Raw genomic sequence first — 13,060 nt, forward strand, 5'->3', positions numbered from 1 at the left:
TAAACACAATCTCTGTCGACGAGCTGCAAAAAAGGCGCTTTAAGCGCCTTTATCATTAGTTTGGTTGAGGGTAACAATTCGTTGTGGGAAAGGTATTTCGATATCCGCCTCTTGAATTACTTTAAATACATTGCGGTTCACCGCTAATTTAGTCTCAATAATTTTGGTGGTTGGCACCCAAAAGCGATAGCTCAAGGTAACACCGCTCTCAGCAAAGCGCTCGATACCGACTTGTGCATGAGGAGAATCACTAACTAGCTCATGATCGTTTAGCACCTTTTCGATAAGCTCAATTGCAAGGTCTGCATTGGCATCATAAGCGATGTCTATTTCACCTTTAACTAACGAATAGCTAAACGAGTTATGTATAATTTCGCCAACAATATGTTTGTTAGGAATGGTGATTTCGACTTTTTCTTCGTTAATCAGAATAGTGTGACCAAGTTCAATGGTTTTAACTTGCCCACTGACGCCTTTTACTTCGATGGTATCGCCAACAACAAATGGCCTTGTTGCAATGATAGCAAGGCCGCACCGTAGTTTGAAAGCATGCCTTGCATTGCTAAACCAGCACCTAAAGATGCGGCACCAATGGCAGCGACAAATGGGGTCACGCTAATGCCAATTTTGCCAAGGGCAATAACTAAGAACATAATGATCAGCAATACTTTGATGACATTGCTGACAAAGTTGGTGAGGGTAATATCGATATTGTGACGCTGCATGAGGCCAGCAACCATGTTCGATACTTTTTGCGCAATCCATAGGCCAATAAATAGAATTAAGATAGCACCTAAAATTTGCATACTGTAGGTGACCAAATATTCCATAATCAGATTGTAGTATTTTTCGACTTGCTGAATTTCTGAGTCAATCATGTGTTTTCCTAACAAGGTTACTGCGAATTCTGACTATACCAGAACATGCTGAATAACAGGATAGAGTATCGGCACTATTATCGCGCTGAGAAGCGCACTTAATGCCATCGCCACAGAGGCAAAGGCACCGGCTTTTGGCTGATCACTAATCAGTGATGCTGTGCCAATGGCATGGCAAGCCGTACCAATAGCAACACCTTTTGCTTGGGCATTGCGAATATTTATCAGCGAGAAAATCAAATTACCAAATATTGCCCCAAGTACGCCAATAAAAATCACCATGGCTGCCGCTAAAGAAGGTATGCCGCCTAGCGACTCTGTCACTAACAAGGTGATAGGGGTTGTTACAGATAAACTTGCTAAAGATGCGCTTAACTGTGCTGGGGCTGCAAAAAAATAACAAATAAGCGACGCGACAAAGGTGGCATTGATCACCCCTAAACTACAACTTATGAGAATTAGCAGCAGGTTCTTTTTGACATGGATAAATTGCTGATAAAGCGGTAAAGCCAATGCCACAATGGCAGGCTCAAGCAACCAGCTTAGAACTTTACTGTGCTCGGCAAAAGGCTCATAGGGGAGCTTAAGTGCCACTAACAAGGCTGCAATTAACACAATTGCCCAGCACACAGGGTTACTAAGCGCTTTAACAGTGGCGTGCTGGGTTTTCGCGTTTAAAAATCGCAGTACTAAGAAAAGTACAATAATAAGCGGGACGCTGAGCCACCATAAACTAACTGTCATTTTCACGGCCCTTAAAATAGGCGATAACAGCGCCTATGATTAAAACACTACTCAGCGGCACGACTATAAAAATAGTCAGTAATAAAGGCCAGTTCTGTGAAATTAAACCCAGATGTTCAATAATACCAACCCCTGCAGGGATGAAAAACAACGGCATGTAATTAAGTAAAGGGCTGGCTGTTGGTTTTAAATGCTGTTCTTTAACGAGGCTTGTTAACAGTAGCACGAGAAGTAACACCATACCGATTAATGGAGCAGGGAATGAGCTTTCAAGCAAAGCCGTTAAAAACTTTGCAACGGCTAAGCAGGTAAGAATAATAACGCTACTGATAAGGTATTTCATAAGTCAGGATAATTGCGAATAAAGTACAACTACATCATACCCTTGTCAGTTGTACTATGCGACTTTAGCTTACCATGATTTGGCATTATTAAACTTGATATCCTCTGCGCCTTTCGCTTTTGCAATCGCTTTTTTAGTATTTGGATTCATCAGTAAGCGAATTTGACTCCAGGTTTCTTTAGCGAGAATCTTGCGCTGCTGTGAGCGAAAGCTTTGCTGTGTGATTCGTTTAATTGCAGCAAGGGTATCTGGCGAGCGCGCCATGAGGGTTTCTAGTACAGCATCGGTTTGTTTATCAACGTCATCAGTAAGTTGTGTAACTAAGCCATATTCTTTAGCGTCTTCAGCTGAGACATTCCTGCATGACTTGCCAACCAAAGTGCTTGGTCACGCTTCATTAAACCTGCCAGCACTACGTTAGCCCCCATATCAGGGCACAAGCCCCACCGGGCTTCCATGATCGCTAATTTAGCGTTTTTATCGACGATGCGATAATCAGCGCCGAGTGCGATTTGCATACCGCCACCAAAGCAGTGTCCGGTTACTTTTGCAATCACCGGAATACTTAAGTCTTGCCAACCTAGCACCACTTTTTGCGCTAGATTTTGGTTTCCTGGTAACCATTTGAATAAAAGTTTAATGATATTACTCGGCTTTTTCATCACCGCAGCAACATCCAGTCCAGAGCAAAAGTGTTCGCCTTCGCCAGAGATAACCACCGCACGTAAGCTGCGATCACGTTTAATTTTTTTGATTACGTTTGAAAGCTCGACAAACATGGCAAAACTCAGCGCATTTTGTTTCTCTGGACGAGCAAGGCTAACCCATGCGACTTGTTGTTTTATTTCTAGTTTTATCATGGTGACTCCTCTGACCTGTTTGTTAGAGCTTACGAGTTAATTACATCTAAGTAAAGAATTGCTGATGTGTCGCAAGTAATCATTATATTTTCCAAAAATGGGTAACCTTGTCATATATTTAGTTACAAATTGGTGTATATTTTTAAAACAAAGGTGCTAGTTCGCAGCTAGCTTTGTTTTGTGATTAGTTAGATACTTTCGCAAAATCTCATGACACGACTAGACTTAGTTTTAAGTCGCGCTACTAGGAGTAAATATATGCTGATGGGCAAAACAGCTCGCATAACTAAACAATCATCTCGTTCTTTGGCTTTTGCTGCAATTTCTGTCGCATTAACAACTACATTAGTTGGCTGTTCAGATGATAAAGCACAACAACAAACTACGCCGCCACCGGCCGTATCAGTATTTAATGTCGTCACACAGGAAGTTGGTAATTACCGAGAGTTTGTCGCGCGTACTGAAGCATTCCAAGAGGTTGCGATTAGAGCCCGAGTTGAGGGTGAACTCATTGAACGCCACTTTAATGAAGGCTCATCGGTTGAGAAAGATCAGCTTTTATTACGTATTGACCCATCTGAGTATCGCTCAACTGTTGCAGAAGTTGAAGCCGATCTAAAAAGTAAAATTGCCGCAGCGGGCGCCGCTGAAAGAGATTTAAAACGTGGTAAAGATGTGGCTGCGCAAGGTTTTATTTCACAATCAGACCTCGATAAACTCACCACAAATTTTGAACAGGCTACAGCAGCTGTAAAAGCCGCGGAAGCTGAGCTTGAAAAAGCAAAACTTAATTTAAGCTATACTGAGATACGCGCACCGTTTGCAGGGCGCATCGGTAAAGTGAACTATGATGTGGGTAATATTGTTGGGCCATCATCTAATGAGCTTGCAGAGCTGACCGATGTTGACCCAATTTATGTAAGTTTTCAGGTTGAAGAAGCTGACTACATCTCTTATCGCCAAAATAATCAAGCACCTTCAGATAAAGACCCTCGTGATGTGCCTATCGACTTAACTTTGCGTTTACCAAACAACTCAACTTTTGCTGATAAAGGCGAACTTGATTTTGCAGATACCAAAATTAACCGCAATACAGGCACGGTTGAGCTAAGAGCCGCTTTTGATAACCCTGATGGCATCGTTATGCCGGGTCTATTCGTCACTTTAATCGTTGAAAGTACGAATAAACAAGACTTGGCACTCATTCCTCAAGTTGCAGTGCAAGAAAACCAGCAAGGTAAGTTTGTACTCGTTGTTGATGACGAAAACAAAGTGGCTATGCGGATTGTTAAGCTGGGTCGTCGTATTAATGCAATGTGGGTGGTTGAGTCTGGTTTAGAGGCGGGTGAAAAAGTCATTATTGAAGGTTTACAAAAGGTACGCCAAGGCGCTGAAGTGAAAGCTGTTGAAAAAAATGTCGATGAAACAACCGGCACTATTTCTAGCAAAGCTAACTCTTAGGAGTGAGATATGATCAGTAAAACCTTTATATCTCGCCCAAAATTTGCCTTGGTAATTTCGATTGTTATTACCATAGCGGGTTTAATTTCAATGGCCTTGCTGCCTGTGAATATGTACCCGCAAATAACCCCTCCGCAAGTACAAATTAGTGCCAATTACCCGGGTGCAAGTGCGCAAATTGTTGAAGAGTCGGTGATCCGACCATAGAAGAGCAAGTTAATGGCGTTGAAGATATGATGTATATCGAATCAACATCGTCGAATAACGGCACGGCCAACATAACTGTTTACTTTAAAGTCGGTACAGACACGGATATAGCCCAAGTTAACGTACAAAACCGTGTGGCACTTGCTGAAGCAGGGTTACCTGAAGAAGTTAAACGCCAAGGTGTATCGGTTAAGAAAAAGTCGAGTTCGATGCTTCTCGGTATCAACCTGTACTCTAATCAAGAAAATATCGACGCTATTTTCTTAAGTAACTATGCAACCAATTACTTAACCGAGCCACTTGGCCGTATTAATGGGGTTGCCTCTGCTGAAGTAATGGGGGAGCAAACCTATTCAATGCGCTTGTGGTTACGCCCAGATCGAATGGCATCATTAGGTTTAACTGTGTCAGAAGTTCAAGCGGCACTGCAAGAGCAAAATACCATCGTAGCCGCGGGTAAGCTGGGTGCTGCACCCTCAGCACCGAGTCAGCAATTTGAGTATTCGATTCAGGCTAAAGGGCGCTTAAAAACCCCTGAAGAGTTTGGCCAAACCATTATCCGCTCGAGCAAAGATGGTAACTTTGTGCGCTTGAATGATATTGCCCGTATTGAATTAGGTGCAGCAAGCTACAGCACAACAGCAAAATTAAACCAGCAAGACACTGCATTCATCGTTATTTATCAGCTAACAGAAGCGAATGCGACGCAAGTAGCTGCTGATGTAAAAGCGCGTATGGCTGAGCTTGCTAAACAGCTACCTGATGGTGTTGAGTACTCAATTCCTTATGACACCACAGAGTTCATCAATCGCTCGATTGATGAAGTGGTTGTCACCCTTGTCCAAGCGGTTGGCTTGGTTATTTTAGTGGTATTTTTATTCTTACAAAATTGGCGCGCTACACTCATTCCAACGGTGGCTATTCCGGTATCTTTGGTGGGGACTTTCGCGTTTATGATGATGATGGATTACTCCATCAACTTAATCACCTTGTTTGGTTTAGTGCTTGCAATAGGTATCGTGGTCGATGATGCCATTATCGTTATTGAAAACGTTGAACGAATACTTAAAGAAGAAAAGCTACCAATAAAAGAAGCGGTTACCAAAGCGATGGAGCAGGTATCGGGTCCAATCGTGGCAACGACCTTAGTTTTGCTTGCGGTGTTTGTGCCAGTAGGCTTTATGCCGGGAATAACTGGGGAGCTTTATAAACAGTTCTCGGTGACGATTTCATTTGCGGTACTCATTTCTTCTTTAAACGCACTGACATTAAGCCCTGCATTGTGTGCTTTATTGTTAAATGAAAAAGCCATGAAGCCGATTAAGTGGTTAGCCCCATTCGAAAATATCATTACTCGTTCGACCAATGGCTACAGTAAAGTTATTAACTTTATCCTAAAACGTACTGCGAGAATGGCATTGTTTGCGGTGGTTATTTTTGCGGCTGCAGGTTGGCTAGTAAAAACAGTGCCTACAGGCTTTGTACCAGCAGAAGACCAAGGCTTTCTTTTTGTTGATGTGCAATTACCAGATGCGGCAGCTAGCGGTCGTACCCAAGATGTAATGCATAAGCTGGGCGAGATTGTAAAAAATGAACCTGCGGCAACTGACTTTATTGCGGTTTCTGGCTTTTCATTACTCGGTGGTGCGGGTTCTAATAATGCGCTTGGTATTGTGGTACTCAAGGATTGGGAAGAGCGTACCAGCCCAGAGCTTGGCTTACGTGCAGTACTAACGCGCCTGATGGGGCAGTTCTGGGCGATGCCAGATGCGCAAATCATGGCCTTTAATCCGCCTTCAATACCTGGACTTGGCACAAGCGCAGGCTTTGAGTTTAGGTTACAAGACAGTGAAGGACGCGAGCCTGCTGAACTTGCACAAGTGTTAAATGGCTTAATTTATGAAGCGAACCAGCGTCCAGAGCTGTCAAATGTTTACAGTACATTTAGAGCAAATGTGCCACAGTATTTCCTTGAAATTGACCGTAATAAGGCAAAAGCTCAAGGGGTGGCGCTTAGCGATATTTTCTTAACCTTGCAGGCGCAACTTGGCTCGTTATACATAAATGACTTTAACCAATTTAGCCGTACTTACCGCGTTATCATGCAGGCGGAAAGCCGTTTTCGTCAAAACCCAGCAGACTTACAGTACTACTATGTACGTAATGATGAGGGAGCAATGGTGCCGCTCACTACATTGGCTAAGCTCGAGCCAATTTTAGGCCCAACAAGCTTAACGCACTTTAACTTATATCGTAGTGCAAGCATTAGCGGACAACCTGCAGCGGGTTATGCCAGTGGTGATGCCATTAAAGCAATGCAAGAGCTGGCTGAGCAATTACCTACAGGCTATGTGTATGAGTGGGCTGGGCAGTCTAAACAAGAGATTGAAGCGGGTAATATGGCGCCAATTTTGTTTGGCTTAGCGGTGGTATTTGTGTATCTATTCTTGGTTGCGCAATACGAAAGTTGGACAATTCCGTTTTCGGTCATTGCAGCGGTACCGTTGGCGTTATTTGGTGCCATGCTTGCGCTGTATGTGATTGGTATGGAAAACAACATCTATGCGCAGGTTGGTTTAGTGCTACTGATTGGTCTATCCACCAAAACCGCTATTTTGATTGTTGAATTTGCTATGGAAGAGCGTGCGGCAGGTAAAAGTATTTTTGAAGCGGCTCTTAATGCGGCAAGATTACGCTTTAGGGCTGTATTGATGACGGCATTGTCGTTTGTACTTGGCGTATTACCGCTGGTGTTTGCAAGTGGCGCAGGGGCTGGCAGTCGAATATCGCTCGGTATTACCGTGTTATTCGGGATGTTAGCTGCAACCATTTTTGGCACCTTACTTGTTCCGCTATTTTATACGCTCGTGCAATCAATGCGCGAAAAGATAAAAGGCACAGCAAGTGCGGAGTAAAATCTGTTATTAATTACAAAAAAGTCAGGGCAACCTGGCTTTTTTTTTGGTAAAACTCAAAAGAGGTTTGTTATCATAGCCAGATTCAAAGCGATACACATGTGCAGAGGTTTAAGGAATGGCTGGTCCACGCTTATACAGTGAAGAAGAAGTAACTCATCAGGCTTATGATATCTTTTTAGAATTAGCGCCTGATAATTTAAGCGAGCAAGATATTGCTGATTTTAACGAGCACAGAGAAGAGCTTGGCTTTATTGAAGAAGGAGAGCCTGACGAGCAGTGGCAAGATTTTGTTGCACTAGAAATTGAACCTGAGCTATTTGTGCAAGTCTTAGTAGGACTTGAATTCGACAATCAAGATATCTTGTTTGCGAAAATTTTAATTAGCCGAGACAAAGATGCACCGTTTTGCCACATTCTTTGGAAAGATAGCGAATAACTCTCCAGCCGATGTTTGACTCTACTTTTAGTTGTTTTAATTCAATAAAACGAATTATTTTGCCCGCCCTGCTAGTTTGCAGTTGGCAGGCTTTTGCTGTTGATCCGTTTGAAGACTTTCATGAGTACGGGCAATTATCAGAAGAAGAAATCCATAAAATTCATAAAGGCGAGTTGCTGTACGGAGATATGGAGTTTGGTTTTATGGTAAGCCGCGGTAATACCAACTCAACTAGTTTCAAACTTAAAGGTAACCTTTACCAAGATTTCGAAAAGTGGCGTAACCAATTTAAGCTCGATACTTTATACAAACGTGACCGTAATGAAGAAACCGGTGATGAAGAAGTTTCTGCTGACCGTATTTTTGTATCAGGCCAAGGTAACTATAAGCTAAATGTGAAAAATGAGTCATTTTTCATTTACGGTGACTACGAGCGAGATAAGTTTAGTGGTCTTGAGTTTAAGAGCACCATAGCGACGGGTTACGGTAACCGCATTTACCAAGGCAGTAAGAATAAAGTCGATATCGATGTGGGCCCTGGTTTATACCGCTCGGTGGCTGATCAAGAGACTGCAACAGAAGAAGATGAAACAAAAACCGGTTACCTGCTTCGTTTAGCGCTGCAGTGGGAGCGTACGGTTTCTGCTCGTACTCGCTTTAATCAAGATGTCAGTTATGAACAATCATTGTCAGGGTTAAACTCGCGTTTAAAATCAGAAACATCCCTGATCAGCAAAATTATGGGTGATGTATCACTCAAATTTACCTACATGTATCGCTATAACTCAAAACCAGAGGAGGATAAGCTCAAGTACGATTCTGAGCTGAGTGCAACCTTTGTTTATAGCTTTTAAGAGAATACTTCAGAATGTATCAACATAAACAGTACGCTATTTTTATTTTTGTTATTTTAGGCTGGATTGGCGCCTTCATTGCCTTAGCTTGGAACTTAATTGGTGCAGATATTCCTCTTATGGTGTTTAGCGCTATCTTAGTGCTGGTGGCCTTTTTGTTTCATGGCTTAACGATTAAGGTGAGCGATAAAACACTAAGCTGGGCATTCGGTCCGGGTGTATTTGGAAAAACCGTGACTTTTGATGAGATTGAATCTGTTCGAGCTGTGAGTAATTCATTTCGTCATGGTATTGGTCTGCGTATCACCCATGATGGCTGGGTTTACAGTGTATCTGGATTTAGTGCTGTTGAATTGGCAATGAAAGACGGCACGCACTATCGCTTAGGAACCAATGACCAAGAAGGTTTACTGGCTGCGCTTAGAGAACATATTGCAGAACCTGTGACAGACGCTTCTGTGGATACAGAAGAAGTAGTCGAATAACAGATATAAAAAAGCGCCAGTGGCGCTTTTTTATAGTAATGGTTTAGTGGCTGTGACCACAACCACCTTCACCGTGCACATGACCATGTGCTAATTCTTCTTCAGTTGCATCGCGTACTTCAAGTACTTCAACATCAAAATGTAGCGTAATACCTGAAAGAGGGTGGTTACCATCTACAATAACGTCTTCGTCTTGAATTTCAATGATCATCACTGATTGGTCGCCAGCGTCTGTCGTAGCGCGGAACTGCATACCCACTTCAATTTCCATACCTTCAAACATTGATTTTGGCACTGCTTGCATTAGGTCATCGTGACGCTCACCATAGCCTTGCTCTGGCTCAACTGTTACGCTGAATGTGTCGCCCGCTTCTTTACCTAATAGCGCATTTTCGAGGCCTGGAATTAAGAAACCCGTGCCAACGATAAACACCAGTGGCTCGCCATCGAAAGAGTTATCGATGGTGTTTTTGTTATTATCCAATACTGAATAATGCATTTTTACCACTTTGTTTGCTGCTACGATCATAGTCATTCCTATTTATTCATCTTCGAGAGAGTAAGGCAGAGCTTGAATAGATAACTCTACCTGAGGGAGGTGTTTAGCACGCAAAATTTGGCCTGCTTCATTATCGTTCGGAAGCACAACAAGTCCATTAAGGTTTGCGTTTGTTGATTATAACTTTGGCTAATAAGCTTGCCTGCTCGGCGCCAGTTTTCGCCCAGTTGGGTTTCAAGTTCTAGCTCGTCAAGTAAGCCTTCAGCTTTGCCCGAAACTATGTACATAGCACGTTTATTTTTGCCTAGGTATTTCATACGGGCGACAGTTTCTTGCCCTGTGTAGCAACCTTTTCTGAAACTGATACCACCAAGCGCTTGCAAGTTAACCATTTGCGGTACGTATTCGCCAATAGCGTCGCTGTTTAATGACGGCTCGCCTGCGGCAATAGCTGCCTGTTGCCATAACGCGTCATCATCAAGAGCTGTGACGTTATCAGGTAAGCTAAATTCTTCGTTGACCATAAGCAATACGCGGTTATCTGCAAGCTTTAACGCTTTACCGCCAGCAAAATCGACTGCGCTGTGCTCACTGTCAAAATTAATTGCTAAGGTTTCTAGTGTCGCTGTTAGGTCATCACCTAGTAAGCCAATTAGCGGTTTTTCAGATTGCTGAATTTCTACTTGCGAAAAAACGGCGTATTTTTTTAACTCGACTAGCGATTGCTCTACCTCAGGTTTTGACCCTGCAAGGTAATAGCTATCAAGGTGTGAAAACAACCTAAATACACCCCAAAGCTTGCCTTTTGCATTACAGTGGCCAGCCCAAAGGAAGTTATCATCAGTTAATTTGTTGATATCTTGCGTAATTTGTCCGTGAAGGTAAGACAACTTATCTTTGCCAGTTAGGCTGATAAGTGAATAAGATAAAGGACATGCGTAAACAGTCGACATAAAAACCTTCTTTACGATATGAATGAGCGCTAATGATAACTTAGTTAGGGTAGCAATTTAAATAGCTGTTTATTCGATAGCAATTTGGTAAACTGCAGACAAATAAGTACGAGGTTTAAAATGACTGAAATTCACAGTAAAGAACGTATTCGTTGGGCATGCCGTCGCGGTATGTTAGAACTAGATGTTTTATTTATGCCATTCGTTGAAGAAGCGTTTGACTCACTATCAAAAGAACAGCAAGCCGTTTTTCAACGCTTACTTGAGTGCGATGATCCTGATTTATTTGCATGGTTTATGGGTCATGAAGAGTGTAAAGACCCTGAGCTAAACGGCATGGTTGCGTTAATTTTAGACCGAGTTCGTGTATAGGTTTACCGTTACAAATAACACCCCCGACCACAAACCCTTTGTGGTCTTTTTTTGCTTAACAGCCATTATTTTATGTTTTGCTTATCAGCATGTTATCGCTCAGCTGTTGGCTTGTTTTGCGTGCTTTTTCTTAGCCATTCTTAGTTTTAAAAAAGTCCAACAAGCACAACCTGAAAAGGGTTTTATAATTTTAGAGCAAGCAGAGCTTAGATTTGTAAACGACAAACTTAAAGTACAAGGCCAAATAACGGCTAAAAGTTATGTGTTTGCTAATTTTGTGGTGCTGAGGTTAGCTGGGTTTTATCAATCACACTGGCTGATTATAAGCTCAGCCAGTGTTGATGAAGAGAGTTTCTCGCGCTTAAAGCGCGCAATTATTGCTGTGCAGCAACCGACTTAGGCGTTAAAATTGTCGGTGTTGGATTTTCGTTTTGCTCTGGGTAATCAATCGTGTAATGAAGACCACGACTTTCTTTACGCTCAAGGGCGCTGCGAATAATAAGCTCTGCAACCTGTACTAGGTTTCGAAGTTCTAATAAGTTATTTGTCACCCTAAAGTTTGCGTAATAGTCGTGAATTTCTTGCTGCAGTAATTCAACGCGGTGAAGCGCACGTTCTAAACGTTTTGTTGAGCGTACAATACCCACGTAATCCCACATAAATAACCTTAGCTCATGCCAGTTGTGGGTAATAACGATTTCTTCGTCTGAGTTAGTTACGCGACTTTCATCCCATAATGGTAAGGCTTCAAGGGCAGGGCTTGCATCGATTTTGCTCAGAATATCTTTCGCGGCAGCATGGGCAAATACAATGCACTCAAGTAGTGAGTTGCTCGCCATACGATTAGCACCGTGTAAGCCTGTGTAAGCTACTTCGCCAACCGCATATAAGTTATCTAAATCTGTACGGCCATTAAAGTCGGTCATAACACCGCCGCAGGTATAGTGTGCAGCAGGCACCACAGGAATGGCTTCTTTGGTAATGTCGAGGCCAACACTTAAGCATTTTGCGTAGATAGTTGGGAAGTGCTCAATGATAAAATCTTTATCTTTGTGGCTAATATCAAGGTACACACAATTCGCACCAAGGCGTTTCATTTCAAAATCGATGGCACGAGCAACAATATCGCGAGGGGCAAGTTCTTCGCGCTCATCAAAGTCTTTCATAAAGCGAGTGCCATCAGGGCGTTTTAAATACGCACCTTCACCGCGCATAGCTTCTGTGATCAAAAAGTTTTGCAGCTCTGGGTGATACAAACTTGTTGGGTGGAATTGGTTAAATTCCATATTGGCTACACGGCACCCCGCACGCCATGCCATTGCGATACCATCACCACTCGATACATCAGGGTTAGAAGTATATAAGTACACTTTACTTGCGCCACCTGTTGCCAGTGATACGAACTTAGCTGCAATGGTTTCAACTTTTTTATCAACACAATTCCAGACGTATAAGCCGTGAACATGCTTGCCTTTTTTGGATAAGCTTTTATCTGTGATTAAATCAATGGCATTGTAGTTTTCTAACAGAGTGATGTTAGGGTGTGCTTGTACTTGGCTAATTAAGGTTGTTTGTACTGCTGGTCCAGTGGCATCGGCGGCATGTAAAATACGGCGGTGACTATGACCACCTTCGCGAGTTAAATGAAAACGCTCTTTACCTTTTGAATCGAATTCCATATCAAAAGGTACGCCTTGCTCAATAAGCCACTTTAAACATTTTTTAGCATTGCTCGCTGTGTAGTGAACCGCATCACGGTCACATAATCCGCCACCTGCATCGAGGGTATCTTCAACATGAGATTCAATACTGTCATTCTTTTTATCAAATACTGCTGCAATACCACCTTGAGCATATAAGGTAGAGCCTTCTGTTAATGCGCCTTTACTAAGTACCGTCACCTTACAGTGATTTGCAAGCGATAAAGCAAGAGAAAGGCCAGCGGCGCCGCTGCCAATGATAGCGACATCAGTAATGTGATGTTTATTTTGGTTCATGTCTGTGGTCTTTGCGGTTACAATGCTCGGCTAGTAGTGCCAAAAGTTTGAGC

Annotated in this window: 10 protein-coding genes and 4 pseudogenes; 7 read left to right on the plus strand and 7 right to left on the minus strand. The window is 42.7% G+C overall.

Features of this window, described 5'->3' with window-relative positions; all coding sequences use genetic code 11:
- Window positions 1-39: 39 nt before the first annotated feature.
- The 4 genes and pseudogenes from ACRWSG_RS13135 to ACRWSG_RS13150 form a co-directional block, all read right to left on the minus strand.
- Window positions 40-878 (minus strand): annotated as a pseudogene (locus ACRWSG_RS13135) (mechanosensitive ion channel family protein).
- A gap of 33 nt (window positions 879-911) precedes the next feature.
- Complete coding sequence (locus tag ACRWSG_RS13140; protein ID WP_300542718.1) at window positions 912-1,622, minus strand: LrgB family protein; 711 nt, start codon at window positions 1,620-1,622, stop codon at window positions 912-914.
- Complete coding sequence (locus tag ACRWSG_RS13145) at window positions 1,612-1,965, minus strand: CidA/LrgA family protein (RefSeq protein ID WP_462166491.1); 354 nt, start codon at window positions 1,963-1,965, stop codon at window positions 1,612-1,614. The genes ACRWSG_RS13140 and ACRWSG_RS13145 overlap by 11 nt, the downstream gene beginning before the upstream one ends.
- Window positions 1,966-2,034: 69 nt before the next feature.
- Window positions 2,035-2,825, minus strand: a pseudogene (locus ACRWSG_RS13150) (crotonase/enoyl-CoA hydratase family protein).
- A gap of 258 nt (window positions 2,826-3,083) precedes the next feature.
- Between ACRWSG_RS13150 and ACRWSG_RS13155 the strand changes: the two are divergent.
- From ACRWSG_RS13155 to ACRWSG_RS13175, 5 genes and pseudogenes are all read left to right on the plus strand, one after another.
- Entirely contained in the window at window positions 3,084-4,286 is a 1,203-nt protein-coding gene (locus tag ACRWSG_RS13155; RefSeq protein WP_228482648.1) for an efflux RND transporter periplasmic adaptor subunit, read from the plus strand.
- 9 nt (window positions 4,287-4,295) lie between these two features.
- Window positions 4,296-7,408 (plus strand): annotated as a pseudogene (locus ACRWSG_RS13160) (efflux RND transporter permease subunit).
- A gap of 118 nt (window positions 7,409-7,526) precedes the next feature.
- Complete coding sequence (locus ACRWSG_RS13165) at window positions 7,527-7,847, plus strand: HI1450 family dsDNA-mimic protein (RefSeq protein ID WP_054554325.1); 321 nt, start codon at window positions 7,527-7,529, stop codon at window positions 7,845-7,847.
- Window positions 7,848-7,906: 59 nt separating this feature from the next.
- Entirely contained in the window at window positions 7,907-8,701 is a 795-nt protein-coding gene (locus tag ACRWSG_RS13170) for a DUF481 domain-containing protein (protein ID WP_370316364.1), read from the plus strand.
- 14 nt (window positions 8,702-8,715) lie between these two features.
- A complete protein-coding gene (locus ACRWSG_RS13175; RefSeq protein WP_462166493.1) occupies window positions 8,716-9,186 on the plus strand; it encodes a hypothetical protein in 471 nt (156 codons plus the stop codon).
- A 43-nt stretch (window positions 9,187-9,229) separates the two neighbouring features.
- Here ACRWSG_RS13175 and ACRWSG_RS13180 read toward each other — a convergent pair whose 3' ends face one another.
- Window positions 9,230-9,715 carry an FKBP-type peptidyl-prolyl cis-trans isomerase gene (locus ACRWSG_RS13180; protein WP_054554327.1) on the minus strand — a complete coding sequence of 162 codons (486 nt, stop codon included), beginning with the start codon at window positions 9,713-9,715 and terminating at the stop codon, window positions 9,230-9,232.
- Window positions 9,716-9,727: 12 nt separating this feature from the next.
- A pseudogene (gene ygfZ, locus ACRWSG_RS13185) lies at window positions 9,728-10,638 on the minus strand (tRNA-modifying protein YgfZ).
- A gap of 120 nt (window positions 10,639-10,758) precedes the next feature.
- On the opposite strand from ygfZ, the gene ACRWSG_RS13190 reads away from it, so the two are divergent.
- On the plus strand, window positions 10,759-11,010 hold the full coding sequence (locus ACRWSG_RS13190; protein WP_054562257.1) for an FAD assembly factor SdhE: 252 nt from the start codon (window positions 10,759-10,761) through the stop codon (window positions 11,008-11,010).
- A complete protein-coding gene (locus ACRWSG_RS13195) occupies window positions 11,003-11,410 on the plus strand; it encodes a protein YgfX (RefSeq protein WP_138600272.1) in 408 nt (135 codons plus the stop codon). Before ACRWSG_RS13190 ends, ACRWSG_RS13195 begins: the two co-directional genes overlap by 8 nt.
- Here ACRWSG_RS13195 and nadB read toward each other — a convergent pair.
- Window positions 11,385-13,007, minus strand: coding sequence for an L-aspartate oxidase (gene nadB, locus ACRWSG_RS13200; protein WP_462166494.1), 1,623 nt, complete (start codon window positions 13,005-13,007; stop codon window positions 11,385-11,387). The genes ACRWSG_RS13195 and nadB overlap by 26 nt on opposite strands.
- Window positions 13,008-13,060: the final 53 nt, after the last annotated feature.

Source organism: Pseudoalteromonas sp. GB43 (assembly GCF_054923805.1).

Coding starts and splice junctions, on each gene's coding strand:
- ACRWSG_RS13140 (WP_300542718.1), bottom strand. CDS start 1,622: ATGACAGTTAGTTTATGGTGGCTCAGCGTCCCGCTTATTATTGTACTT.
- ACRWSG_RS13145 (WP_462166491.1), bottom strand. CDS start 1,965: ATGAAATACCTTATCAGTAGCGTTATTATTCTTACCTGCTTAGCCGTT.
- ACRWSG_RS13155 (WP_228482648.1), top strand. CDS start 3,084: ATGCTGATGGGCAAAACAGCTCGCATAACTAAACAATCATCTCGTTCT.
- ACRWSG_RS13165 (WP_054554325.1), top strand. CDS start 7,527: ATGGCTGGTCCACGCTTATACAGTGAAGAAGAAGTAACTCATCAGGCT.
- ACRWSG_RS13175 (WP_462166493.1), top strand. CDS start 8,716: ATGTATCAACATAAACAGTACGCTATTTTTATTTTTGTTATTTTAGGC.
- ACRWSG_RS13180 (WP_054554327.1), bottom strand. CDS start 9,715: ATGATCGTAGCAGCAAACAAAGTGGTAAAAATGCATTATTCAGTATTG.
- ACRWSG_RS13190 (WP_054562257.1), top strand. CDS start 10,759: ATGACTGAAATTCACAGTAAAGAACGTATTCGTTGGGCATGCCGTCGC.
- nadB (WP_462166494.1), bottom strand. CDS start 13,007: ATGAACCAAAATAAACATCACATTACTGATGTCGCTATCATTGGCAGC.